The 24,439-nt window shown below is 63.3% G+C and carries 25 protein-coding genes; 14 read left to right on the top strand and 11 right to left on the bottom strand.

The annotated features are described in order from the left end of the window. Positions 1 to 44 precede the first annotated feature (44 nt). Entirely contained in the window at positions 45 to 596 is a 552-nt protein-coding gene (locus RCH12_RS14755) for a nuclease-related domain-containing protein (protein WP_327017363.1), read from the top strand. Positions 597 to 690: 94 nt separating this feature from the next. Here RCH12_RS14755 and RCH12_RS14750 read toward each other — a convergent pair whose 3' ends face one another. The 5 genes from RCH12_RS14750 to RCH12_RS14730 all read right to left on the bottom strand — a co-directional run bounded on the left by RCH12_RS14750 (position 691) and on the right by RCH12_RS14730 (position 4,355). Continuing rightward, on the bottom strand, positions 691 to 1,092 hold the full coding sequence (locus RCH12_RS14750; RefSeq protein WP_327017362.1) for a DUF2256 and DUF3253 domain-containing protein: 402 nt from the start codon (positions 1,090 to 1,092) through the stop codon (positions 691 to 693). A 38-nt stretch (positions 1,093 to 1,130) separates the two neighbouring features. Further along, entirely contained in the window at positions 1,131 to 2,165 is a 1,035-nt protein-coding gene (locus tag RCH12_RS14745) for an NADPH:quinone reductase (protein ID WP_327017361.1), read from the bottom strand. 97 nt (positions 2,166 to 2,262) lie between these two features. Next, on the bottom strand, positions 2,263 to 3,285 hold the full coding sequence (locus tag RCH12_RS14740; protein WP_327017360.1) for a TM2 domain-containing protein: 1,023 nt from the start codon (positions 3,283 to 3,285) through the stop codon (positions 2,263 to 2,265). 291 nt (positions 3,286 to 3,576) lie between these two features. Then, positions 3,577 to 3,756, bottom strand: coding sequence for a hypothetical protein (locus RCH12_RS14735; protein ID WP_327017359.1), 180 nt, complete (start codon positions 3,754 to 3,756; stop codon positions 3,577 to 3,579). Between the two features lie 23 nt (positions 3,757 to 3,779). Next, positions 3,780 to 4,355: a hypothetical protein gene (locus RCH12_RS14730; RefSeq protein WP_327017358.1), complete on the bottom strand. Its 576-nt coding sequence runs from the start codon at positions 4,353 to 4,355 to the stop codon at positions 3,780 to 3,782. Positions 4,356 to 4,512: 157 nt separating this feature from the next. On the opposite strand from RCH12_RS14730, the gene RCH12_RS14725 reads away from it, so the two are divergent. Continuing rightward, positions 4,513 to 6,609, top strand: a complete 2,097-nt coding sequence (locus tag RCH12_RS14725; protein ID WP_327017357.1) for a nuclease-related domain-containing DEAD/DEAH box helicase — start codon at positions 4,513 to 4,515, stop codon at positions 6,607 to 6,609. A gap of 149 nt (positions 6,610 to 6,758) precedes the next feature. Here the strand turns inward: RCH12_RS14725 and RCH12_RS14720 are convergent, their stop codons facing one another. Next, a complete protein-coding gene (locus tag RCH12_RS14720; protein WP_327017356.1) occupies positions 6,759 to 7,385 on the bottom strand; it encodes a response regulator transcription factor in 627 nt (208 codons plus the stop codon). Further along, on the bottom strand, positions 7,382 to 8,572 hold the full coding sequence (locus tag RCH12_RS14715) for a sensor histidine kinase (RefSeq protein WP_327017355.1): 1,191 nt from the start codon (positions 8,570 to 8,572) through the stop codon (positions 7,382 to 7,384). Before RCH12_RS14715 ends, RCH12_RS14720 begins: the two co-directional genes overlap by 4 nt. A 166-nt stretch (positions 8,573 to 8,738) precedes the next feature. On the opposite strand from RCH12_RS14715, the gene RCH12_RS14710 reads away from it, so the two are divergent. From RCH12_RS14710 to RCH12_RS14700, 3 genes are all read left to right on the top strand, one after another. Continuing rightward, the gene (locus RCH12_RS14710; protein ID WP_327017354.1) at positions 8,739 to 9,809 is read left to right on the top strand and encodes an ABC transporter permease; all 1,071 of its coding nucleotides are present in this window, start codon (positions 8,739 to 8,741) and stop codon (positions 9,807 to 9,809) included. Further along, entirely contained in the window at positions 9,806 to 10,501 is a 696-nt protein-coding gene (locus RCH12_RS14705; protein ID WP_327017353.1) for an ABC transporter ATP-binding protein, read from the top strand. The genes RCH12_RS14710 and RCH12_RS14705 overlap by 4 nt, the downstream gene beginning before the upstream one ends. Before the next feature lie 1,231 nt (positions 10,502 to 11,732). Beyond that, the gene (locus tag RCH12_RS14700; RefSeq protein ID WP_327017352.1) at positions 11,733 to 12,008 is read left to right on the top strand and encodes a hypothetical protein; all 276 of its coding nucleotides are present in this window, start codon (positions 11,733 to 11,735) and stop codon (positions 12,006 to 12,008) included. Between the two features lie 424 nt (positions 12,009 to 12,432). Here RCH12_RS14700 and RCH12_RS14695 read toward each other — a convergent pair whose 3' ends face one another. Then, complete coding sequence (locus tag RCH12_RS14695; RefSeq protein WP_327017351.1) at positions 12,433 to 13,011, bottom strand: hypothetical protein; 579 nt, start codon at positions 13,009 to 13,011, stop codon at positions 12,433 to 12,435. Between the two features lie 59 nt (positions 13,012 to 13,070). Next, positions 13,071 to 14,030, bottom strand: coding sequence for a hypothetical protein (locus RCH12_RS14690; RefSeq protein ID WP_327017350.1), 960 nt, complete (start codon positions 14,028 to 14,030; stop codon positions 13,071 to 13,073). A gap of 386 nt (positions 14,031 to 14,416) precedes the next feature. Here RCH12_RS14690 and RCH12_RS14685 point away from each other — a divergent pair, with 386 nt between their 5' ends. Next, entirely contained in the window at positions 14,417 to 15,298 is an 882-nt protein-coding gene (locus RCH12_RS14685) for an HNH endonuclease (RefSeq protein WP_327017349.1), read from the top strand. A 72-nt stretch (positions 15,299 to 15,370) separates the two neighbouring features. Here the strand turns inward: RCH12_RS14685 and RCH12_RS14680 are convergent, their stop codons facing one another. Both RCH12_RS14680 and RCH12_RS14675 read right to left on the bottom strand, forming a co-directional pair. Next, positions 15,371 to 17,185 carry a DNA/RNA helicase domain-containing protein gene (locus RCH12_RS14680; RefSeq protein ID WP_327017348.1) on the bottom strand — a complete coding sequence of 605 codons (1,815 nt, stop codon included), beginning with the start codon at positions 17,183 to 17,185 and terminating at the stop codon, positions 15,371 to 15,373. Beyond that, the gene (locus RCH12_RS14675) at positions 17,172 to 17,492 is read right to left on the bottom strand and encodes a nucleotide pyrophosphohydrolase (protein ID WP_327017347.1); all 321 of its coding nucleotides are present in this window, start codon (positions 17,490 to 17,492) and stop codon (positions 17,172 to 17,174) included. Before RCH12_RS14675 ends, RCH12_RS14680 begins: the two co-directional genes overlap by 14 nt. 152 nt (positions 17,493 to 17,644) lie before the next feature. Here RCH12_RS14675 and RCH12_RS14670 point away from each other — a divergent pair, with 152 nt between their 5' ends. The 8 genes from RCH12_RS14670 to RCH12_RS14635 all read left to right on the top strand — a co-directional run bounded on the left by RCH12_RS14670 (position 17,645) and on the right by RCH12_RS14635 (position 24,304). Beyond that, the gene (locus RCH12_RS14670) at positions 17,645 to 18,685 is read left to right on the top strand and encodes a hypothetical protein (protein WP_327017346.1); all 1,041 of its coding nucleotides are present in this window, start codon (positions 17,645 to 17,647) and stop codon (positions 18,683 to 18,685) included. A gap of 291 nt (positions 18,686 to 18,976) precedes the next feature. Next, positions 18,977 to 19,576 (top strand): class I SAM-dependent methyltransferase, encoded by a 600-nt coding sequence (locus RCH12_RS14665; protein ID WP_327017345.1) that lies wholly within the window; start codon positions 18,977 to 18,979, stop codon positions 19,574 to 19,576. Positions 19,577 to 19,716: 140 nt separating this feature from the next. Next, positions 19,717 to 20,085: an HNH endonuclease gene (locus RCH12_RS14660; RefSeq protein ID WP_327017344.1), complete on the top strand. Its 369-nt coding sequence runs from the start codon at positions 19,717 to 19,719 to the stop codon at positions 20,083 to 20,085. 482 nt (positions 20,086 to 20,567) lie between these two features. Beyond that, a complete protein-coding gene (locus tag RCH12_RS14655) occupies positions 20,568 to 21,494 on the top strand; it encodes a serine hydrolase domain-containing protein (RefSeq protein WP_327017343.1) in 927 nt (308 codons plus the stop codon). A gap of 49 nt (positions 21,495 to 21,543) precedes the next feature. Further along, the gene (locus RCH12_RS14650; protein ID WP_327017342.1) at positions 21,544 to 21,759 is read left to right on the top strand and encodes an AsnC family protein; all 216 of its coding nucleotides are present in this window, start codon (positions 21,544 to 21,546) and stop codon (positions 21,757 to 21,759) included. A 181-nt stretch (positions 21,760 to 21,940) separates the two neighbouring features. Beyond that, positions 21,941 to 22,063 (top strand): hypothetical protein, encoded by a 123-nt coding sequence (locus tag RCH12_RS14645; protein WP_327017341.1) that lies wholly within the window; start codon positions 21,941 to 21,943, stop codon positions 22,061 to 22,063. Between the two features lie 231 nt (positions 22,064 to 22,294). After that, entirely contained in the window at positions 22,295 to 23,080 is a 786-nt protein-coding gene (locus RCH12_RS14640; protein ID WP_327017340.1) for a hypothetical protein, read from the top strand. A 219-nt stretch (positions 23,081 to 23,299) separates the two neighbouring features. Further along, the gene (locus RCH12_RS14635; RefSeq protein WP_327017339.1) at positions 23,300 to 24,304 is read left to right on the top strand and encodes a LacI family DNA-binding transcriptional regulator; all 1,005 of its coding nucleotides are present in this window, start codon (positions 23,300 to 23,302) and stop codon (positions 24,302 to 24,304) included. Positions 24,305 to 24,439: the final 135 nt, after the last annotated feature.

The raw sequence follows: 24,439 nt of genomic DNA, 5'->3' as shown, positions 1-24,439 counted from the left end.
GGATCCGGGACGAACACCCATACCTGGGGAAACTCATACTCGCGGTGACCGACGAGCCGCAGAGCACTCGGGCGTGGGCCACCGGAGCGCGAGGAGAGGAAGCCCTGGGCCAACGACTCGACAAACTTAGGCTCAGCCACCCTGGCATTTACGTTCTTCACGACCGTCGCATCCCTCGCACGACAGCAAACATCGATCACATCGCGGTGAGTGCCGCGGGAGTCTTTGTCATTGACGCCAAGAAGTATCAGGGACGTCCGAGTTTGCGCGTCGAGGGAGGCCTTTTTCGTCCCAGGACGGAGAACCTGATGGTCGGATCCCGGGACTGCACCAAGCAGGTCAACGGCGTACACAAGCAGGTCGACCTGGTCAGATCCGCACTCAAAAGCGCCGGCCTCGAGCAGATTCACGTGCATGGAGTGCTTTGTTTCGTTGACGCTGACTGGCCTCTGATCGGTGGCGCCTTCATCGTCGATGGTGTCCATGTCTTGTGGCCGAGGAAGGCCGTCGACAACCTCCTGAAGCCCGGAGAATTGAATGATCAGGGCGCGCAGCACATCCATCGCACGCTCGCGTCGTCTTTTCCCCCCGCCTAGTGAGGTAGCGGACGGCCCCGTTGGAGGGCCGTGACAATCAGCGCAGCTCGCTACTCTGCAGCCACACACCCGTAGTGGCCGTGTCGGTCGAGCCTCACCGCGGTCGCCGCAACCGGATCGGCCCCTTCGCGGTCGACGGATCCACCACGGAACCACCCTGCGTGATCTGCAGTGCTCCGCGGGCGACCATCCGCCGGGCGGCTCGTCGGGCCGGCTCCATGAGGTCGCGCCACTCCTCGCCACCGATGGCGCGCGCCGCGTCCGACGGACAGATCGTGGCATCCTGCGCCCGCGCATCCAGCAACGTCACGATGGCCTCCTCCAGCCGGAGGTCGGTCGAGTTGACGCCGTGTGAGCGGCACGCGGCCGAGCAGTACTTCACTGCATCCCAGTTGTCAGCCCACTTGGCGCGCCACTCGATGCGCCGTCCACACGAGGCGCAGGTCTTGTCTGCCCGATCATCGGGAGAGGCGGGGGTGCGTTGACGGTGGGCCATGCCTTCTATCCTGCGGGATTCCTGCCCTGAGCGCTCGCCTACTGGCCGGCCGCCACGTCGATCAGCACCTTCCCCACCACGCCGCTCTCCACCAGCGCATGGGCATCCGCGGTGTGCGCGAGGTCGGTGCGGTGCAGCGGCAGCCCCGCCTCCTCCCCCACGGTCAGGGCGCCGTCGATGAGGGCGGCGGTGATGTCCTCGGCCGCGGCCAGAATCGCGTCCATCCCCACCGTGTAGAGCAGCACGAACTGGTAGCGCACATTGAGGCTGAAGTGCTGGCGCACATCGAGGGTCATCTGGTCGCCGCCGTTGTTGGCGTAGACCGCGATCGACCCGCGGTTTCGGATGACGGCCAGGTCGAGCTTCGCATTCTGGGCGGGTGCGACCTCCACGATCAGGTCCACCCCCTCCGGTGCGATCGCCCGGATCTGGGCGACGATGTCCGGGTCGGTGTAGGTGAGCACGTGCTGAGCGTCGGCGGCGGCGGCCAGTGCCGCCTTCTCCGGCGAGCTCACGGTCGTGATGACGGATGCCCCGGCCCACCGGGCCAGCTGGATCGCGGCATGCCCGACCGCCCCGGCCCCGCCGGCCACGAGTACGACTGTGCCGGCCAGCGCCCCCGGCTGCAGCCGGCGCGGACCGTCTTCGGCCACCGTCAACGCGCGATGCGCCGTGATCGCCGGCACCCCGAGGCTTGCGCCCTGGTCGAAGCTCGCGTTCGCCGGCAGCCCGAAGACACGTTCTGCGGGCAGCACGGCGTACTCCTGGGCCGAGCCGCTGTTCGCCCGCTGGTACGCGGCGAGCGCCAGCCAGACCCGATCACCCACCGCAACATGCTGCACGTCGGCGCCGACCGCATCCACGATGCCCGCCCCGTCCTGGCCGGGCACCACGTCGTCGAAGGTCAGTTTCTCGCCCGGTGCCGAGCCGCGGCGGGACTTCCAGTCGGTGGGGTTCACCCCGCTGACCACGATGCGCACCCGCACCTCGCCCGCACCGGGTTCGGTCACCGGCCGCTCCACGAGCTGAAGCACGGACGGATCACCGGTCTGGCTGTACACAATGGCTTTCATATCAGGGGTAACGCAGCCACCGCTGGAATGGTTCCCATCGCAGCACAACGGCCCCGCAGCGATGGTCGCTGCGGGGCCGTTCACGTGCGCGTGTGGGTTAGCCCTGCGCGATGGTCCAGGGGCCGCTGGCGCCGACGGTGATGACGGACGGGCCGGCGGTGATCGGTACGGTGCCCGTGTAGGGTCCGGCCTCGTTGACCAGTAGGCCCATGCTGAAGGCGCCGTTGGAGTACTCGACGTCGTTGTACTCGAGCACGGTGAAGCCGGAGGTGCCGTCGTAGCCGAGCGCCATGTTGGTCGCGTCGCCGTTGTAGAGGAACACGTCGTCGCCGGAGCCGGTGCTCGGGAGCTCCGTGGCGAACGAGATGGGACCGACATCGATGGTCCAGGGGCCGTCTGCGGTGATCTTGAGCGCGGCGGCAGGCTCTTCGTATTCGACTCCGGCAAGGCCGTAGGCGACGATGCCGGTGTACGCACCGATGGTGTTCAGGCGCATGCCCGACATGGTGGGCTGGTTCTGTGCGTCGAGCACCTGAACGGAGAAGTTCGATGTTCCCTGATGGGTTGCCCGCACCAGGGCCGCTACGGCATCCGCCGGCAGCGCGACGACGGAGTCACCGGAACCGGACTGGCTGATCGTCTCGAACGTGCCGTACTTCTCGTCCGCCCACGCAGCCATGTCCGTCGGCTTGGCCGCGGTCGTGTCCTCGGCCGGTACTGCGGCCGGATCGTCCAGTTCCTGGCCGAGCTGCGAGAACGCTGCCACCGACGCTGCGGTGGTTGCGGCCACCACACCCCCGCCGATGCCACCAACCACAACGAAGATGCCCGTGATGATCCAGGCCAGAACCTTCTTCTGGTCATACCCGGTGAGCGGCTGGCCCTGCTTGTCCTTCGTCTTACCGATGAGCACGATGATCAGGTCGATCAGCGACCAGATACCGAGGCCGCCGGCGGTCACGAGCTTGAGTACGCCGGTGCCGATCTTGCCGAGGTAGAACCGGTCGGCGCCGAAGCCGCCCAGGAGCCAGGCGAACAGCCAGGTGGCGACAAAGCTCCGCTGCGGGTGAACCGGCGTGCTGACCACGATTGGATCCTTGGTGACGGTGGGGGTAGACATGTGACTCCTTGGTGAGCGTGACAACTCTGGGAGCCGACAGCCGCATGGACCGACGTCGCGTGTGTCCCCCCAGAACACGTGTCTAAAGGATAGGGCCTTTGGTCCTGGTCACCGGACAAAACAGGCTCATGCTTTCGCGCTGGAACCCGTCTTTGTCCCAGTCCGCTTGAGCCGACCGCCGGTCAGACTCTCCAAGACCCTGCCCATTTGGTCGACGTCCAGCGAACCAACCAGATCTGGTCAGCAGAGGGTCTCGTCGAACGCCGCTATTGCAGCGGCTAGGGAGGCCGCTTAGTAGTCCTCGATCAATGCAGACGCCGTCATGCCCCGCAGGTTTGTCACTTCAGGGGTGGGATGCGTGACGGCGGAGGTAAGTCGCAACAGCTGCTCCGCGGCAGCAGAGCCGCCTCCCACGATGACTTCGGCGCGGGGCCGCCTGGCCGATGGTAGACGGATGCTGTCATGTGTCATGTCGATCCCTCTTCAGATGCGATTCATGCTCCTGGCTTGTCCGGCGGCGCCGGTGCTCGCTCTGTGGCCAGGCCGTCCACAACGGCTCCGGACCCCGGGTCTTCGACGCTGGCTCTTGCTCCGGCGATCGGCTCCAGTTTCGTCTTCAGTTCCTGCTTCTCTCGTTCGATCTTCGAGCGAGTCAGCTCGGCGTTGGCCTGTAGGTCTTGGACCGCCTGAACCCCCGAGGTAGCGGCCCGCTGCCCGAAGTAGAAGCCGACGATTGCGATGACGACCGTCGACAGCGTGGCGAATATCGTCTCCGCGAAGTCAGTACTTGCGCCCGAAGCCGGCGCCAGCACCACATCGTAGGTGCGCCCGGTCCCGTCGGCGGCGCCAGCCTCGGCTACATTGACGCTGATGACACGTTCAGAGGGAAAGCCCGCAAGTGTGCTTTCCGAAACTCCAGTGGATTCCGCGCCCCTTGATTCGCTCTTGCTGAGCTGGCTGAACAGGTAAATCGACGAAAACGCGAAGAGGAGAAGAAGCAGGAGAGCAATCACCGCGCTGATGCTGCCGTTCGGAAGATTGAGGGCACCACGGTTCGCCGTGCCGTCCATAACTCGCGAAATCCAAGCCACCAGCGTCAGCAGGACGAGGAGCGCTGATAGTTCTTCACAGCTCCCATCCGAATCGTTGCACGCAACATACACCTGGGACTCAGCTAGCGCTCATCTGACGATAAGCTCAGCGCATATCTAGGTTCTGGGGGGACTGATGTCGGCAGGCGGATCGGCGTGGACCGAAGCGACGCGCCAGCTGGCGCTCTCAGACGCCCATGCGCTCGCCGCCGAGTCCTCACGGGCCAAAGCTGCCAATTACTTCGCCGCGGCCGACAGTGAAAAACGCATTGCCCACGTTCTCGCTCCCTTGGCTGCAGCCGGATATCACTTCCTGCCCGATCGTCAGTGGCCGGGCAGCCGTCGTGCTCAGGTCGACATGGTCGTCGTCGGGCCGGGCGGCCTGTTCATCGTGGATACGAAAGCCTGGAAAGATCCGGTCATCGCCGCCGGTCGGGTGTTTCGTGGCCAAGCCGATGTCACCGACGAGTTCGACGGTCTGGCCGACCTCGCCTGGAAGACTGAGGCGGCGCTGGCCGAGATCGGCCTGGCTCCCGGCGAAGTGCGGCCCGTGGTCGTCTTCGCCGGGCACAAGGGCGTCAACGCTTCGGTCGGCGGAGTCGAGATCGTCGGCGAGGGCGATATCGTGCGTCACATCGCCCGCCGCGGGCAGCGTCTCACCGCGTCTGCCGTTGAGCAGGTGTTGGCCGCCGCCATCAAGCATTTTCCCCTGATCGGCGCACCAGCCCCCATCGACGTAACCCTGCCCGAACCGATCGTCGGCCCGGAACCCGCCCTCGATCTGGACCATCTGCCCACCGAAAGCGACATCGAAGCCGCCATCCTCGAGGGACTCCTCGCCCCGCCGATCGAGGAGTGGATGACCTTCCTGCACCCCGACCAGGCCAAGTTGGTGCGCCGCAGCTTCAACGGCCCCTCCCGCATCCGTGGGGCGGCCGGCACCGGCAAGACGGTCGTGGGCCTGCACCGCGCGGCCTATCTGGCACGGTCGCAAGCGGATGCCCGCGTGCTGGTGACCACCTTCGTGCGCACGCTGCCCGACGTGCTTAGCAATCTGCTTGGGCGCATGGCGCCGGATGTCGCGGACCGGGTGGAGTTCACCGGTGTGCACCAGTTCGCCCGCAAGGTTCTCGACGAGCGCGGCATCGACGTGCACGTGAAGCCCAAGCTGGCCGATCAGGCCTTCGAGGAGGCCTGGAAGGCGACCTCAGGCCCGCTCGTCACCATCGATACGAACTCCCGCTACTGGCGGGAGGAGCTCGACCACGTGATCAAGGGCCGCGGGCTCACCACCTTCGACGAGTACGCCGACTGCGCCCGCATCGGCCGACGCCGCCGCCTCACCATCGAACAACGCCGTTCGATGTGGGCGCTCTACCAGCGTTACGAATCGTTCCTGCGCACCCGTGAGGTGCACGACTTCGCCGACCTGATCCTGCTCGCCGAGGCGGCGCTGCGCGCCACCCCGATGGCCGGCTACACCGCGGTCATCGTCGACGAAGCCCAGGATTTGTCCTGCGCGATGATCCGCATGCTCGCCTCCGTTGCGGGTGACGGTGCGGATGCGTTCACCCTGATCGGCGACGGCCAACAGACCATCTACCCCGGCGGCTACACCCTCGCCGAGGCTGGTCTCTCTGTCGCGGGCCGTGGCGTGATCATGGACGTCAATTACCGCAACACCGCGGAGATTCTCGCCCTGGCCTCCCACGTGGTCGGCGACGCCAGTTACGTCGACATCGAAGGCGCCAGCGCAAAGGCCTCCGCGATCACGTCCCCACGCCACGGCGAGCGCCCCCTCTTCACCCGGGCGCGCACCCGAACCGAGCACGACGGCAAGCTCATCCAGCAGATTCGCCGGGCCACGCAAAGCGTCAGCGTGGGCTGGGGCGACGTGGGCGTACTCTGCTCCACCACCTGGCAGGTGCGGGACGCGGTGATGTTGCTCCGCACGGCTGGCATTCCTGTAATCGAACTCACCGATTACAACGGCTCCACCACGGATGCCGTGAAGGTTGGCACCATCAAGCGAGCCAAAGGCCTGGAGTTCAAGCAGGTGCTGCTGCCATGGGTCGCCGAGCGCCTGATGTCCCCGGGCATCACCGGCGCGGAGTGGACCGATTCCCAGATTGAACGTGACGAGCGCGACCGGCGTGAGCTGTTCGTCGGGGTGACTCGTGCCCGCGACGGGGTGTGGGTCGGTTGCATCGCGGCGCAGGGGTCATCTGCGTGAAACGTCCGGCGAACCCATGAAGAGGTGCCTGGCTTCGGTCGGGGCCAGCAGATGCCCGTGATTCCGGGCATCCGCTAGCCACAACGGTGAATATTGCAGGAGCAATGCCCTCGGCGCACCCGATAAATGATCTGTGCGCTGGCCGTGAGCTAGCGAAGGATGCCGTGCTGGCGGGCCGTTGACACGGCGGCCGTGCGGGAGGTCACGTTCAGTTTTGAAAAGATGTGCGCGAGGTGAGATTTGACGGTTGTCTCGGTCACGAAGAGTTGGCGAGCGACCTCCGTGTTGGACCGACCAGCGGCCACGGCTTCGAGGACTTCCATTTCTCGAGCGCTCAGGCTCACCTGGGGCGCGCGCATCCTACTCAGCAGTCGTGAGGCGATCACCGGCGCCAGAGCGCTTTCACCGGCCGCGGCCGCTCGAACGGCCGCGATGAGTTCGTGCGGTGGTGCGTCCTTCAACAGGTAGCCGCTGGCTCCCGCTTCGACTGCTCCGAGAATATCGGCGTCGGAATCGTAGTTGGTCAGCACGAGAACATACGGGGGTGCCGGCAGCTCTCGGATTCGTCTGGTCGCGTCGGCACCGGTGCTGTTCGCTGTGGAGCCGAATTGCAAATCCATCAGCACGACGTCGGGGTTTTCGCGCTCCGCTGCCGCGACGGCTTCGTCGGGCGTGGCGGCCTCGGCGACGACGGTGACGCCGTCTTCGGAGCTGAAGAGTGCCCGCAGGCCCGCCCGAACGATGGGGTGGTCGTCGGCGATCACGAGGCGGATCATGCGCTGTCCTTCAGGGTCAGGTCCACGGTGACGACGCTCCCGCGGCCGGGTGCCGAATCGACGGTGAGAACGCCTCCGAGTTGATCCACGCGTTCTCGGGTGGCTTGAAGCCCGAAGGAGTCGGTTCTTCTTCCGGGTTGATCGGATGAGGAGTCGCTGGGGTCGAAGCCCCGACCGTCATCGGCGATAGTGAAACGCACCGTATCGTGCTCAACGGCCAGGGTGATGGTGGCGCTTGTGGCCTGGGCGTGCTGGATGACATTCGCGATGGCGCCCTGGGCGATCCGCAGGAGCGCCGTCTGGAGGTACATCGGCAGCGTGAGCGCGTCGGAGATTCTCACGGTGACGGCCAGGCCCTGTGGCACCCACTGGGTGTCGGCCAGTCGACGTAGAGTGCCACCGAGCCCGGCCTCATCGAGGTTGGGCGGGGTGAGTTCGCTGATGAAGCGGCGAGTATCGGCGAGGTTGGAGGCGGCGGTTTCGCGGGCGAGGCGGATGTGTTCCACGCCGGGGCGCTCCGGGTCGGCCCGTTCCGCCGCGTGAAGCAGCATCTGGATGCTCGAGAGCCCCTGTGCGACGGTGTCGTGAATCTCCCGCGCTAAGCGCGCGCGTTCGGCCAACACTCCGGATTCGTGATCGATCAGGGCAAGCCGATCGCGGGTAGCGAGCAGTTCGCTCATCAGCCGCTCCCGCTCCGCGGCTTCCCGGGCCAGTGCTTGGTAGCCCAGCCCAATCATCACGGCGACCGCCGCGCCAACGAGGGGGCCGATCACCCCGCCGACGCTCCAGCCGCCCTCCACGCCCAGGGCGACGATCGCCACCCCGGTGGTGATCAGAACCATGACCGTGCCAAACCCGCGCCCGAGGATATGCAGGTAGAGGAAGAACAGCACGAAGACTAGGTAGGCGGCAAGAGAGCTCAGCGAGAGTAAAACCAGCCATTCCACGCTCACCAGCGTGAGCCACAGAAAGCCAGGAAGCCGCCCCCGTGTGCGCGCGGCGCGCACGAACAGGCCGCCGGTTGCGTACGTGGCCAGAAGAATCAGCGCCACCACGACGACGGCAACACTGTTCGACGACGGAATCAGAAGTGCACGCACGACGACCAGTCCCACGAGGGTGATGAAGAGGCCGTGCAATCCCGTGCGCAGCCCCACAAAGATCGGAGTGAGCGCAGTGTGAGCCATGGCAACCAACAGTACGCTCCGGGCATCTTGTCCTCATCGTTCGAAAGTACGACTGGGGTCTCCATCTTTTCGCCGCGGAACGCTGTGCTGGTGACGGATGACCCGAACGGTGAACGACGTGAAAGTTGATTGTGTCGCCAGTTCGGCGGCACGAAAGGAACACGCCATGTTCGTCGCCCTACGCGACCTGCGCTTCGCCCGCGGTCGATTCATCCTCATCGGCTCCGTCGTCGCCCTCATCACCGTTCTCGTCGGATTCCTCAGCGGTCTCACCGGAGGCCTCGCTGCGCAGAATATTTCGGCCGTGCTCTCCATCCCCGGCGACCGGCTGGTGTTCTCCGCGCCGTCCAGCGGGAGTACCGCAGTGAGTTTCTCCGACTCCGCGGTCACCGAAATACAAGCCAAGGCCTGGGAAGCCACCAGCGACGTGAGCGACGTGCAGCCGATCGGGATCAGCCAGACACGAGCCGATAACGGGGATACCCGAGTGGCGATCGCCGCCTTCGGCGTGCAGCGGGGCTTCGATAGTTCCTCTCCGACCACGAACGGTTCGCTCGGCCTCTCCACTGCCGCCGCGACAGACCTGGGCGTCTCAACCGGTGACACCGTCACCATCGCCGGCACCGCCTATGAGGTCGAATCCATCGCCGGCGACTGGTGGTACAGCCACACTCCGGTCGTCAAAATGACCCTGCACGACTGGCAGGCCTACTCAGCAGCCACCGGAAACCCCGACGTCTATGCCACCGTTCTCGCGGTCTCGGGCAGCCCGGACTGGGAAAACGTATCCAGCGACACCGGCACCGTGGCAGAGAGCACCCTCGGTTCGCTCACCGCGCTCAGCGCCTTTAAGTCCGAGATCGGGTCGCTCCTGATGATCGTGGCCATGCTGTTTGGTATTTCCGCCCTCGTGATCGGGGCGTTCTTCACGGTGTGGACCATGCAACGCTCGGGCGACATCGCGGTGCTGAAGGCCCTGGGCGCGAGCACCCGTTCGCTCGTGTATGACGCGCTGGGGCAGGCACTGATTGTGCTCGTGCTCGGGATCGGACTCGGTATCGGCCTGGTGGCCATCCTCGGTGCTCTGGCCGGCAACGCCCTGCCGTTCATGCTCAACCCGCTCACCACGCTCCTGCCGGGGGCCATCATGATCGTCCTCGGACTCGCGGGAGCCGCCTTCGCTCTTCGCTCCGTCACCTCCGCCGACCCACTCACCGCCCTCGGGAGCAACCGATGATCCGCCTGAACAACATCACCCTCACCTTCGAAGACGGCGACACCCGCGTCACCGCCGTCGACCACGTCTCCCTCACCGCCCGCCCGGGCACGGTGACCGGCATCACCGGCCCTAGCGGTTCGGGGAAGTCCAGCCTCCTCGCCGTCGCCGCGACCCTGATCGGTCCTGACTCCGGCCAGGTACACATCGACGACGTCGACGTCACGCGGCTGAGTGCCGCGGACGCGAGCGACTTCCGCCGCGACAAGATCGGGATCGTTTTTCAGCAGCCCAACCTGATTCCCTCGCTCACCGCACTCGAACAGCTCGAAGTGATGAACGAACTCGGCGCCCGTCACGGCCGCCGTCAGCGAGCCAGTATGGCCATCCGCGCGGGCGAGTTGCTCGACGCGGTCGGCCTCACCGATCACGGCAACAAACGACCACATCAGCTCTCCGGCGGTCAACGTCAGCGCGTCAACATTGCGCGTGCGTTGATGAACAACCCCAGCGTGCTTCTCGTCGACGAACCCACCAGCGCTCTCGACCAGGAACGAGGCGCGAGCATCATCGACCTCATCCTTCACCTCACCGACCAACTCGACACCTCCACACTGCTCGTCACCCACGACCTCGTGCACCTGCCGCGGATGCACGCGGTCGTGCACATGGTCGACGGGCACCTGGTCGACCAGGTCCGGGCCGCCGTCTGACTAGCGCGCATGCGTGTGTCCGTGGCCGAGGCGCCGCGCAGGCGATCTCAGCAGATGGCCTCATCGAAGGTCACCATGGCCGCGGCCAGCGTCGCAGACTCGGAACCCTGAATGTGGGGAGGGTGGTGGTAACGCTGTCCTGCAGGTCCAGCACTTCGGCGGATCCATCGGCGATACCCGAGGTGCGTTGACGCAATGTTCCATGGTCGCTCTGGTTGTTGGGCGTCCCCGTGCCCGACATCGCCAAAACGGCCTTCCACGATGCCCGCAGGTTGCTGTGGGTTCGGGTTCTCCGAACCAGAGGCTACCGTCCCCGTTCAAGACCGACCTGGCGGATGAGGAGGGGCAATGCGCTCACATTGAGTATTAGTGCTTCTGGGGGCCACTGATATTGGCTCTGGGGGCCACCGAGCGGTTTGGCCAGTAGCGCGAGCGGGAGCCACCGAATATTTGCATTGGGGGCCATCTGCCAACGTCCTTCCATCCAGAGCTCGGAGGGCCTGGCAGCTAACCCGCAGCAAACCCTCTGGGGCCACGAAGCTCTTGACCGAGAACGCCGCGTTGTCGCTGTTGGTGATCGACGAGTTGCTCCTGAACGAGCCCGACGAAAGCAACAGGGGCTTGCTGCTGGAATCCTCAACCCGCGTCACGGCCGACCATCAACGGTGTTTTGAGCTCAATACGCACGACGGGATACGCGCCGGCGCCGCAGCGCCGAGGTCCACGTCAAAGCGATCATCGACCGAATCGTCGCCTGCGCCATCTGGGTCGAAACCGACGGCCACAATATGAGCGAACACACCGCCTCCAGGGCGCGGCACAGGCAATCTCGCGGTTGGGCGGCGCTGGCCCCCGACCGCGCGACTGTGTGGCGCCCACAGGCAATACCGGTGACCCCGAAGGCAATATTCGCTGGCCCCCAAACCCGCGAATACTCACACATGACAGAAGCGGGCATGCATACCGTAACCCCAGGACGTGGCTATATGTTTTTGGTGACACCAAACGCGCTGAGGTCCGTGTTTTTTGAGGGGGAGATTCGTTCCAAAGGCCAGTCCACGTCCGCACGCTCGGTCTTGAGCGCGAGGACGGCTATGAGACTCTTATCTGGGCGGAATACGATTTTCTCGGCCAAGTCTCAGCAGTGCAGTTCGGATTTCCGTTCGAGGACATGAATTTTACCGCCATGTAGGAAGACCGGGAGGCATCTAACCTCCTGTCCGAAACACGTATGATCCACAACCTTGCTGTTCGTAAAGACGCCAGAGGCGCGGTGCGAGGTCGTGCTCGGATTGAGCGGGCTGTATCCAAAAGCCGCGAAGAGGAGGTCAACTTGCTCTTTGGAATCGCTTCAGGCCCGGAATATCTCGATGCTGTCTATAGGTCTCTTGGCTTCGTAGTTCACCGTTGGGGCACTCTTCTGGCCTTGAACCTTGGTCCTAGAACGATCTACTTACCGCTTGAAGCCGCGGGTCTGCGCGGCTTCACTATGGCCATCAACGCCTGACCTTCCTTCCGAGGCCATCAAGCTCGGCCCCTATTCGGTCTGCGTTCCCCCCCTATCCCGCCGCTAACCATCCCCGCTGGCGCCGACCGCGGGGTCGCCGTCGTTTGCGGCTTCCTCAGCGGCAAGCTCGACCGCAGCAACCACGCGCTGGATTACGCCGTTGCGCTCGAGCCGTCGCAGTGACTCGGTGAGCGCCCTCTGGCCGCATCACTGTGCGCGGCCATGACGGCATCCTGCTCGTGCGTGCCACTAAATTGCGCGTAAGACGCTGGAGAAAGAGTATACGGCCGCCACATGGACGGCGACCTTCACGTTCCCAACTGTGAACGGTGCCTCGTGCGCATGGAACCCTGTTGCGCGCGAGACACCGTCTATTGGAGATGCCCGGTTTGCGGTGTATCTCATTATGACGCCGTGCCGGCCTTCAGGATGCGCGTCGATTTCCCCAGTTAGGATTTGGTCTCGGGGCTTCCGCAAGTTTCTCCTCTGCCTCGGCCGCCTCTTGCGTCGTGAGATTAATGACCTCGAAAAAGAGGGAACTCAGCCTCACAAACTTCAGAATGGCGAGCAATAGGGCGAACTCGAATACCCAGCGAACCAGAACGAATCCCCAGCCGGCCGACGGAACCGACGGGTCTATGAGCAGCGCCATCAATGCGACCAACGCGGCAAGCATCGCCGTGCGGAATATGCTCTGCCAATTCCTCGCGAGTATCTGTCCTCCCTGTTTCTTCAGTGCTGTTGTTCTTGCACCTTTGGCACTTCCCAATTGCCCAATTGCGACACCGCTGAAAGAGCCGAGAAGGGAGACAACGATTGCCGCAGATGAGTAGACGGCGCGACGATCAGCGGGCTGTGCGTTGCCGAAAACGTCGGTAACTGGATAGAAAGTCACCAACGCGGCGTGCAGAGCAACGAGACCGAGAGCAACTGCAGAATCAACCCACAGGTGATCAATCCAGAAGTCGCGAACTACACCGGAAAAGGCTTTTGCTTTCTTCATTTCCCCTCCCAACGATTTCTGAATCGCGCGTGCTCACAGTATGCGCCACACCGGCGACATTATGACGGTTGAGCGGCGATCTTCCTGAGTTCATCGTCGTGCTTAGCTGCAACGTCGAGAATTGCGCGGACGGCTGATTCGTTTCTGATGGGACTGCCGTCTTCGCTGGTGGTCGGAATGCTGCGTTTCGCCGTAATTCTCTGCTTAGCAAAGTCAATCTCTGTTGTCTTGGACGTGTCGTCGGCCGCGATGTAGACCAACTTGGCCTTAGCTTTCGCAACCTCATGGGCGCCGGAAGCCTCAGCGATGGTGTGTGCCTCCTTCAAGATGGCCTTCCGACCCTCGGTCTGGTCCTTCGCCTTCGAAGCCTGAAGAATGATCGTGACCGTCATGGGTCCGTAGTCCGCGCTGACGCTTCGGAGGAGCCCAGACAGGTGTGAGCCTCTGGCTTCAAGTGCATCGGCCTTATTCGTATGAGCTTTAACGGTGATTTGGGATGCTTCTGACGACTCACGGAGTCGCTGGAGAACCTCGTGCGCGACCATGACCTGCGTATCGATGATGACTCCACTGCCCAGGAGTTCAAGACCGTTGATCCAGTTCTCAAGAGCGCTCGGAGTCGGCGCGGTGGTTGAGCCCTGGATCAAGCCGATGACGTTGCCGAAATCGAGAAACGCAACAATTGTGGTCTCAACGAGGTGACCGTTCGCCCCCAGGTTGAGGTTCTCGACAGAGTCTTGCTGCTCGTCGTAAACCTCCAGCCAGGATTCCTCATCTCGCACCAACATGAGTTTCAGGTGAAGACGCCCGTCGACCTCTAGTGCTTCGCCGATGAGAGTCTTGCTGCCTACAAAAACTCGTTCCTTGAGCGGAACGCCTTGTACGAGCTTGAGAACGCCCTGCCAATCGATGTGGTCCATCCGGTCATTGACCGTTGGGCTCTTGTACTTAACGATCTCGAAGAAGTTGATTGACCTCTCTCGTTCTTTTATGCCCTTTGCTGCACCAAACTGCGCCACTGTAATCTCCCTCAATGGCCCCCAACTGAGGCCTTACTAACAGTGCGAAATCTATCGGCCAGGGCAGGGGCGCGGCACCGACACGCCAACGTGGCCCCAGTACTAGGGGGCAATTGGATCGCCCAGCCCTTGAGCCCATTCGGGCGACCGTTTATTGAGCGTGTGGACGCAGGCGACGACGGCGGCGGTCAGGGGCGAGGCAGTCTCTTTACCGAACAAGCCCGAGGGCACCTATTGCTCCCCGAGGCGAGGTTCTTCTGGCATTGAATTGCCGCCGGCACCGGTCGAGACCTTTAGGAGGTCGCGAAACTTGCTTTGTATCGGCGGGGCGAGAGCAGGTCCAGCACTGGTCTTCACTGCCGCGATCAAGCTGCTAAACATGAGCCATGTACTCCCACGAGGAACAGCAGGTCATCCGCGAAGACGTGTTTCGTTGGCTCGACAACATGGTCGGGAAGGGAGCCTACGAGCTCACTCGAGACGAGCTAATCGGGTATCACTTCGGCGACATCCCCATCCCGCTACTTGACCGTGGCCGTGGCATCCGGAATCCCCGCGACTTTGATGCCACCCTGACGATCATGACTGGCGTCAAAGGGGTCTATGACGACGTCACCAGCGCCGATGGATTCGTGCACTACGCCTACCAAGCGCGAGATGGCGGAGACAACGTCAAGCTCAAGCGGGCGCTCGAGCAGAGGGTCCCGCTTGTTTACTTCGAGGGAGTTCGCCCCGGTGTGTTTGTCGCGCATTATCCGGCCTACGTCGTCGCTGACGATGAGGTGAATCGGACATTCCTCATCGCGTTGGAAGAGTCCATGCGCTTTTTTGGTGACCCTCTACATATGACCGGCGACGAGCGACGCTACGCCGAACGTGCGGTGCGTCAACGCCTGCACCAGCCAGCCTTCCGCGCACGAATTATGCACGCCTACGCGAGCACCTGCGCAGTGTGCCAGCTCAAACACGCAGAACTTCTCGACGCGGCCCACATCGTTGAGGACTCGAATCTCGCGGGACTCGCAGTCGTGACCAATGGGATGGCGCTCTGCAAGATTCACCACGCTGCATACGACCGCAACTTGATGGGCATCACCCCCGACTACGAGGTACGAATCAACGGCGCCCTGCTAGATGAGGTCGACGGCCCAATGCTGCGACACGGGCTGCAGGACATGCACGGTAAATCGCTCGTGCTGCCAGCCAGGGTGAGGGACCGGCCATCCCGCGACGGACTGGCGCTGCGCTGGGAGAAGTTCGCGGCCTAACCCGGTCATCCCGCCCGAGCTGCACTGCGCCGTTCTGCAAGAGGGTCTTGGTGGGCATGCGCTCGCAGAACTTCAGGCGGCGGGAGTGGCTGGACGGCCGTTGCCTTCCGAGCTGTTCGGCGGGATGAACTTCTGAAGGTGTTCCCGCAGACCGGGATCGCACACGTAAACGAAGGTGCCTCGGATGCCGCGCGTCAGAAGGACCGCGTAAATATTGGTGATGAAACGCAGTAGGTCGTCATCGGTGTAGATCTTGCCAAGAACCTTGTTGTTCTCTTTGCCCTTCACATCGAAATACTGTGCCCGGTCGACCAAGAGTCGGCCCTCGATGGCGTCGTATCGGAGGTCAGGTCCGATGATGACGCCGGCGTAGTTGAGGTCGTACCCCTGCACAGTGTGGATAGACCCGACCTCTTCAAGCGATGTATCGGAGGCAATCCAGTCGGTCTGAGTGCCGTTCCAACGAAGCTGAACGCCAGGAATTTCGATGTCATAGGCGTTCTTGTCGGTCTTAGTCGTCCAAGCCCAAGCAAATCCGGCCAACAGCCGCGAGAGGCCGACCTCGGCATCCAGGCGACGAATTTCAGCGTGCATATCGGCAACATTGTCGAACATGCGAAGGTCGTATCCTTCAAAAGTCTCAGGGCGCATTGGTAGCGAGACTCGCCCGGCGCTAGGGCTGAGTATCCGTCGGATGTACCCGACGTAGTCCGCGCCGGCGCGCACCCGCATTTGGGTCGCGAGGGGGTAGTTGCGGTTGGCCGCGCGCGCACGTTCTACAAGCTGCGAGAGGACTTCGGGAGGAAGGTCCGCGGGCCGAACGCTCTGTGCGGCGTCAAGCAGGAGAATCTGGTGTGTGCTCTTGGCCCGGATCCAATCCAATTGGGTCTTCGTAGTGTCATCGGCGCCGAACAGCTTCTCGGTGATCACCTGGAACTTCTTGTTCTGCACGCCTGACGGTTGATTGGCTCGCTGGTTTAGCCGATGCGATTCGTCGACGATCAGCAGGTCAAAGTGCTCCTCCGACTCCCCCACCTCGAACGCCGTCATCACCATGTCGGGTTTCAATCCCGGCGTCTTTTTGAACACCTTCTTGATCGAGTTCCGCAACGACTGTTGCGGAACCACAAGACCGATTCGGATTCCGGAAAGGCGATTCTTGTATTCGCCAGCGAAGAACTCGGAGAAGAGGGAATCGCTATCAAGATCTTCAGTCGGAACAGAATTCGCGATGTCCATGAGCAGCTTCAGCATGTAAATGGCGACAACCGTCTTGCCAGTGCCGGGTTCACCCTGCACGACTGTTGTGCTCGCGGCACCCGAACCCAGGTCCTCGAATAGACCCTCGAGGATGCCCTCAACCGCGACTGCCTGGTCCAAGGTCAGCGCCTTGAAGGGCGACAGCTTGAAAAGATCGCTGTTCTCGATCTCCGGGATGCTCCGCGTGAAGACCCCATCTCGCCTGAGCTGATCAAACACTTCCAAAAACGAGGCCTGATAGCGATCTCGATCGAAGTAATCCGATTCGGTGATTCCATCGTTCCGGTTCAGGACGCGGTACGAACCATCCCCGGCAAGCATCCGAATTAGGTAGGACTCGAGGTCGAGGCAAACCGATTTATTGAAGGACTCGTCAACAATGACCCTGACGGTACTGAGGTGCCTCTTGTCCAGGGCGACCAGATGCTGGCGCATCCGCGCGACGGCATTTCTGGACTCGCCCACATACACATCGTTGAGTCGACCGCCTCGCATGGCCGGGCGACTGGCAGTGGCATCGTCCAGGACGTAAACCACAGGCCAGTTCGTGTTGCGGTGGTCGCCGGGGGCCCAAGTGGAGATTGATTCGCTAGTGAATTTCAGATGCTCGATCTTAAAGGGCGTCATATTTGGTGCTGCGCCCCCGCGCTTTGTCGGCAGGGTATTTCGCTCTCGTGGTCACAAGCTTGTCCCGAACGATCTGATCCGGATCAGCCCCGATGCGGTCGGCGAGCATGATGCAGTAAGTGAGGACATCGGCGAGTTCTTCGCGCACTCGATCCATGTCGGCATCGGCATTCCACTGAAAGCACTCGAGAAGCTCGCTTGCCTCGATAGAGATGCTCTTTGCGAGGTTCTCTGGGGTGTGAAACTGTGCCCAGTCGCGCTCCGCCACGAAAGCTGCGATCTCCTGCCTGACTGTCTGATCGACCATTCGGCGAACCTAGCAGTTGGGGCATCAATGGATTCCGTTGCCCCACAAGAAGGACCACCAACGCACCTCGGCGGGAGTCCGTGAGACACGTTTCTGTGCCACCCAACAAAACGATGCACCCGGTTGTCACCCGAGTCCGCCAGACTGAGCCCATGCCCCTGTACCGCTATTCAACTTCCAAGATCGAACCTCTAGTACGCACGACCCTGGCGGCTGAGCACATTCGAGAGCGCGACGACCTGCAGCGGCTTCTGATTGAGCGGATGAGCATCATCAGCGGTGACCTTCTCGTCATCGCCGAGGAGTACAACTTATTCAAAGACTCCCGCCGTCGGATTGATATTCTCGCCATTGATCGCACTGGCACTTTGGTCGTCATTGAGTTGAAGCGAACGGAAGATGGAGGGCATATGGAGCTCCAAGCGCTGCGATATGCAGCCATGGTCTCCACTGTGACCCTGGACCACCTCGTAGAGACACTTGCTGATTTCCGCAGCCTCCCGGTAGCCGAGGCCAGAAATACGATTCTCAATTGGCTTGATGAACCAGTCGAAGAGCTGCCCAACCATGTTCGAATTATCCTGGTTGCTGCGGACTTCAGCACCGAGGTCACTAGTACCGTCCTGTGGCTAAACGAGAACTACAGCACTGATATCTCCTGCTTCCGCCTGGTCGCATATCGACTGGAGAAAGACGTTCTGCTCGATGTGCAGCAAATCATCCCCCTCCCAGAAGCAAAGGACTTCCAGATTCAGCAGCGTCAGAAGGGTGCCGCGGTAACGGCCGGAATCTCCGCCGGCCGAGATTTCACGCGATATAGCCTTCAGCTGGCGGGAACGAGCTTCCCCAATTTGAGCAAGCAAGCCGCAGTCAAGCTCGCCTTGCAGAAGCTTCACGGCGCTGGAGTAGACCTTCAAGAACTTCAGTCGGTCACTCAACCTGGGCGCTGGCTTCCTGTCCAGCCTGAACCGCACGAATCAGTCGAGGCGGCATTCATCCGTAAGTACCCGTCCCGCACCCCGGCTCATCTCTGGTTCGACCTCGACATCATCGAGGATGGAATCACCTGGGTTACCCCCCGATTTGGCGGGACCAGCACGGAACCGATGTTGGACGGCCTCGCGAAAGTGGCCGGATCCCATGCGTCACTTACGTGGAGCCGGTTCGAGTCGGGAACTGCGGTTCCCAACTAGAGACCGCGCAAGCTCGCGCGCGCTCATCGTCGAGGTAGGGCGGAGCCGCACAACCTTCTCGTCCTCCGTGTTCGGCCGACGAACCTGTTGCTCTCCCCGAGGTTGCATATCTGGCAGTGGGTTTGGCGGTTCTCCGGCACTGTCAGTCCATGGCCTCCGCGGGTGGGGTGGAGTGTGGGGCGGGCACGGGTTCGCCGAATCAGATTGCGATGATCTGCAGTCCGGACGGTTTCACGAAGCCCACGGCGGTGTCGACGGTTCCCGGGCGCGAGGCCTCCTAGGCTCAAACGCATGGCCTTCGAGAGCACAACCGCGTATTCCCGGCGTGCCGGGGAGTACGCCGAGCAGCTGGGGTCGATGGCGTCGGTGCATCCGCTGGATCGGCAGTTGCTCACCGGGTGGGCCGGTCGGCAGGGCGGCCCGGTGATCGATGCCGGCTGCGGGCCGGGGCACTGGACCGGGTATCTCGCCGAGCGTGGAGTGAGCATTCGGGGTGTCGACCTGGTTTCGGGTTTCATCGAGCACGCCCGACGCACGTATCCCAACGTGTCTTTCGCGGTCGGCGACGTCGGCGCACTGCCGGAGCCGGCCGGCACGGTTGCGGGGATTCTTGCCTGGTACTCGCTCATTCACCATGAGCCGGGCGCCCTCCGCCACGCTCTTGCAGAGTTCGCCCGGGTGCTGCGGCCAGGCGGCGAACTGTTGCTCGGTTTCTTCGAGGGGCCGGTGCTCGAACCGTTTGAGCATGCCATCGCGACCGCCTTTCGCTGGCCCGTTGATGCGCTGAGCGCCGAGCTGCGGGCCGCTCACTTCGACGTCATCGAGACCCACACCCGCACGGGGCCGGGGCACCGGCCGCACGGCGCGATCCTGGCCCGGGTTTCCGCCTGAGCAGATGACTGCGGCGGCTTCGCCGGTTGAGCCTGTCGAAACCCGGTGAGTCAAAACACGAACCGGGCCGCTTCGCTACTTGAGCCTGTCGAAACCTGGTGAGACCGATGACCGTGCGCGGTCGGGAGTACCGTTGGGCCGTGCCCCCTCGCCGCAAGTTCTCCGCCGCTTCACCGGCCGCGCGTGCGCGGTATGCGAAGCGCCGGAAAGGGCGACTCGCCCGCGTCGACAACGACCTCACCGCAGCACAGTGGGCCGACCTCGTCACGGCCTGGGGCGGATGCGCGTACTGCCAAGCACCGAGCGCGGCTCTCCAGCGGGACTGCATCCTGCCGATCTCGCGCGGCGGCCGGTACACCCTCGAGAATGTGGTTCCCGCCTGCCCGTCGTGCAACGCGAGCAAACACAACAACGAAGTCACGGGGTGGCTGCGCCGCAAGCAGCTCGACGAGCGCGCGTTCCTGTTCCGCTACGCGACAATCCTGCCGACTCTCTTGCCGGCCGAGTAGGCGTTGCGAACAGGTGGGCCTGGCGCAGAACGAGGAGGTGAAGAAAATATCGTTGTGGGCGGCAATCCTGCAGGGCTGAGACCTCGGCCCACCGCGGCGAGAGACGACAGGTGAGTGCGGGATCGCGATGCGCTCGGATAAATCTGCCCGCAATCATCGCGCCGGCCTCTGCCTCGCCGCCACCCTCCACTGGCTCACCAGCGGCTTTAGCAACACGTCCTCGAGGACCGACCCCCACCGATTCAAGGCCAGCAGCCACAACCCTGGTCAACAAAAGTTGACACTTCTCGGCGCATCAACTAACGTCGACAAACGGAGGCGTCAATATGTGTTGACGTAGCCCGTGGCCGAGAGCGGATCTGCCCCTCATCGCGGTTGTCAGGTACTGGAGAGGAAGATTCATCGTGATGGCAAATTGGACCGGAGACTCTGAGCTTGTGCGCGCGGTGGGCCACGCGTTTCGCTCAACATCGCCATGTGCAGTGGCTGTGATCACCCCTCATCTTGAGATGACAGCGATGAGGGGCGCTGACCCTCAGTCTTCTTTCGAGATCGGGTCAATCTCGAAAGCGCTCACCGGCATGCTGTATCGAGACGTATCAGAGCGAGGTCTCGTGTCGCAGACAACGATCCTCAGCGACCTGCTTCCGCTTGAGGATCATGGAGATGTCGGCTCGGTGACGCTCAGTTCCTTAGCCATTCACTGCTCCGGTCTTCCCAGTTTGCCTCCCGGAATGCATCCGCTTCGGCGATACCTCGCGTTTCTGACCCGCGGCCATAACCCGTACGGTGATTCGCTAGCCGACCTACTCGAGCAAACGCGCAATATTCGCTTGGGCGCTCCCCGGCCCAGGTACTCGAACCTGGGTTTTCAGTTGCTCGGCCACGCCGTGGCGGAAGCAGCGGGAAGTAGCTACGAACAACTTCTTCTCGAGGTCCTCGGCACCGGGTTCACCACTCCCGCAAGAGCGGAGGATCTTGGGCGAAATGATCTGGAGGGATCCAGTCGATTCGGGCGCCCGATGCGGGCCTGGGTGGGTGAGGCGGTCGCGCCGGCGGGAGGTATCCGTGCCAGCATCACGTCGATGCGGGGTTTTCTTCGGTCGGTCCTAGACGGGACAGCTCGGGGTCTCTCCGCGCTTGACCCGGTCGCGCAGTTCACTCCCCGCGTCGGTATCGGCGCGGGATGGATCAGACTCAAATACAAGGGCCGCGACATCACGTGGCATAACGGCAGCACCGGTGGCTTTAGCAGCTGGATAGGTCTCGACCGAGACGCCGGCACGGGAGTCGTTGTGCTCTCAGCTACCCACGGCCCTGTCGACAGACAGGGCTTTCGGCTCGTCACGGAGTTCGGACCCGGAACAGTGTCTCCCTCGCGCGTTGCCATTGGCGGGCCCGGTACCTGATCGGGAGCATTCGCGTAACCTCCCCCGCGCGGTCAACTAGCATTGACGAATGGAAACCGAGCGGATGAAAACCCTCGTTGGATCGATGGATGGCAAGGGGCCCGCCGACGCCCTGCAAGTCGTTGCTGAGCTTCGTCAAGAGTTAGCTCGCACAGAAGCAGGCCTCGTACGCAGTGCTCGCAGCGCCGGACTGTCCTGGGAAGCTATCGCCCAAGGGCTCGGCGTGAGCAAGCAGGCAGTCCACCGGAAGTACGGCAAGCGATAGCGCGAAGCACCGATTCGCTCGGAGAGGCTCATCTCCCCGCACAACCGCGACATCCCCCGAGATTCTCTGCCGCGACTCTCGCCGAGTTCGCCCGGCTACTGCGGCCGGACGGTGAACTGTTGCTCAGTTTCTTCGAAGGCCCTGCCGACTCTCTTGCCGGCCGATTAAGCGTTGCCAACAGGTGGGTCTGGCGCAGAACGAGGAGGTGAAGAAAATCTCGTGGTGGGCGGCGATCCTGTTTGCGCCGACCCTGATGGGCACGATCTACGGGACGAAACTCGACACCGTTTCGGAACCGCACTGACGGGTCAGGTACCCGGTGGCGGTAGCGGCGATGAGCGTAACGGGGCTGGGGCTGTAGGGGATTTTCAAGCGGCGGAACGGTTGGGGCCTGGGACCTCGGGCCACCGCGCCGGTGGACGACAGGTGAGTGCGTTCCGCTCGGCCGCCCTTGCGAGTACTATTCCGGGCATCGCTCAACCGTGACCGGCTCGCCCTGACTGCCAGCACGGGAGCGACCCCAGAGGAGCGCACCGTGCGTGCATCCAGCGAAGACAACGACAGGACCGGGTCGGCGGAGATCCCGGCCACGACCACCAATCGGGCAGCGTTGCGTGCCGGTGGAATCGCGGTGGTCATTGCCGGGCTGGGCGGCATTGCCTGGTTCACCCTCGAGCTGCTGCCACCGGTTCTCGGTTTCGATGACACCGACAACCCCGCAGTGAGCCTCGACTATCTGCGCCGGTATCCGCAGTTTTACGCCCTTGCCGGGGTCGTGCTTGTCGCCATGGCTCTCGCGTTCGTGGTGGCGAGTGTCGCCGTCTCGGATGCGCTGGCACCCCGCGCCAGCAGCATCACTCGCCGCAGCCTGAGCGCGCTCGGAGTCCTGTCGGCGGCGTTTCTCTTCATGCACGGGGTCTTGCGCTTGTCGGTGGGGCCGCTGCTCTACATCGACGGAATGAACAGCAGCTGGGGTGAGTCCGCCTACCTCACCATTCAGACGTTAGGAATCCACGGCTTCGCCCAAGCGAGCCTCCTCTCGCTGGGTGTCTGGACCGTGGGTATCAGTGTCGCCGGGGCACGCTCTCGTGCCCTGCCTATCTGGCTGTGCGTCCTGGGGATCGTCACCGGCCTCCGACTGGTGGTGGTCCTCGCTGGTCCAATCCTGATGGCGGCAAGTATCGACTTGCCTGAGGTCTTTTGGTTTGGCTCGGTGGCATTGATTCCGCTGGCGATGCTGTGGTGGCTCGGGCTCGGGGTGGTGCTGCTGGTCACCTCCCGCCCCATCCGCGCGCAGAAGCCTGACGATTCGGTGCGGTGAGCTGCGTCGAGGGGGTGCGTCGTTCAGCCCGGGCCGGAAGCAGCTCAGGGTTGTCCTCGCCACCCGGCTCGGCCAGTTTCTTTTCACCCGCAGGGACTTAGGCTTGGGTGCCATCGCTCCCCACCGAGGAAGTCCCGGTGCGGTACCGTCAAGGTGAGATCCGGACAACGGCGCGTGGGGAATGGGGCAACGGTGAGAGGCAACGGTTCTCCCGCGACCATGCAAGACGTCGCCCGCCTCGCTGGGGTCTCGGTCAAGACCGTCTCCAACGTTCTCTCGGGCTACGAGCACGTCAGCACGCGGATGCACGACAGGGTCATGAGCGCCGTGACCGAGCTGGACTACGAGATCAACATCTCGGCCCGCAACCTTCGGTCGGGGCGCACTAAGGTGATCGGGCTTGCCGTTCCCGAACTCAGCCAGGCTTACTTCGCCGAACTTGCGGATGCCGTCATCCGGGCCGCGAAGGCTCACGACTACACCGTGCTGATCGAGCAGACCAGCACCGACAATGACGAGATCGCCACGGTCGCCGCCATGCGCCGCCACGCCATCGACGGCCTTATCTTTAGCCCCATCGCGCTGGGCCCCGGCGACGTCAGCGGCCTGTCCGTGGACTTCCCCGTGGTCGTCTTGGGCGACTGGGTCGAGGGCAGCCCTGCCGACCACATCACCCTGCCGAACACGGCCGCGATCCGCACCGCCACCGAACACCTGCTCGATCTGGGGCGCCGCCGCATCGCCGTCGTCGGCGCGCATCCGGAAGGGCCGGTCGGCACCAGCGCCCTCCGGTTCAACGGCTATGCGGAGGCACTCACCGCTCGGGGCATCGAGATCTCGCCCGAGCTGGTCGCCGATGTGCCGCTTTGGCACCGCGCTGATGGCGCGGCCGCTGTCACGCAGTTGCTGGCCGCCGGTACGGAGTTCGACGGGGTCGTCTGTTTCAACGACGCCCTCGCCCTCGGCGCCCTGAGCGCATTGCAGCTTGCCGGCCTGCGCGTTCCCGAGGACGTCGCCGTAGTGGGCTTCGACGACATCGAAGACGCGCGTTTTTCCAGCCCGGCACTCACCACCATCTCCCCCGGCCGCGAGGAACTGGCCCGCCTGGCCGTCGACCGGGTGCTCGCGCGCATCGAAGCCGGCGGCGACGCCGCGGAATCGGTGCACGTGGAGGTCGGCTACTCGCTCGAGGTGCGCGCGTCTACGGTTAGCCCCTCCGCATAGCCCGTCCCCGCCGCCATGGAGCCCCTGCTCCACGACTAAGCCGGCCGATGCGCCCGTTTCCACCGCGGTGTTGACAGCGCTCAAATCATGCCGTACCTTCAAATTTACATCGATGTAAATTACGTCGAAACCCAT

The organism is Cryobacterium sp. MP_3.1, assembly GCF_035984795.1.
GTDB lineage: Bacteria > Actinomycetota > Actinomycetes > Actinomycetales > Microbacteriaceae > Cryobacterium > Cryobacterium zongtaii.
The sequence above is the reverse complement of the archived record's forward strand: the minus strand, read 5'-3'. Positions and strand labels throughout refer to the sequence as shown.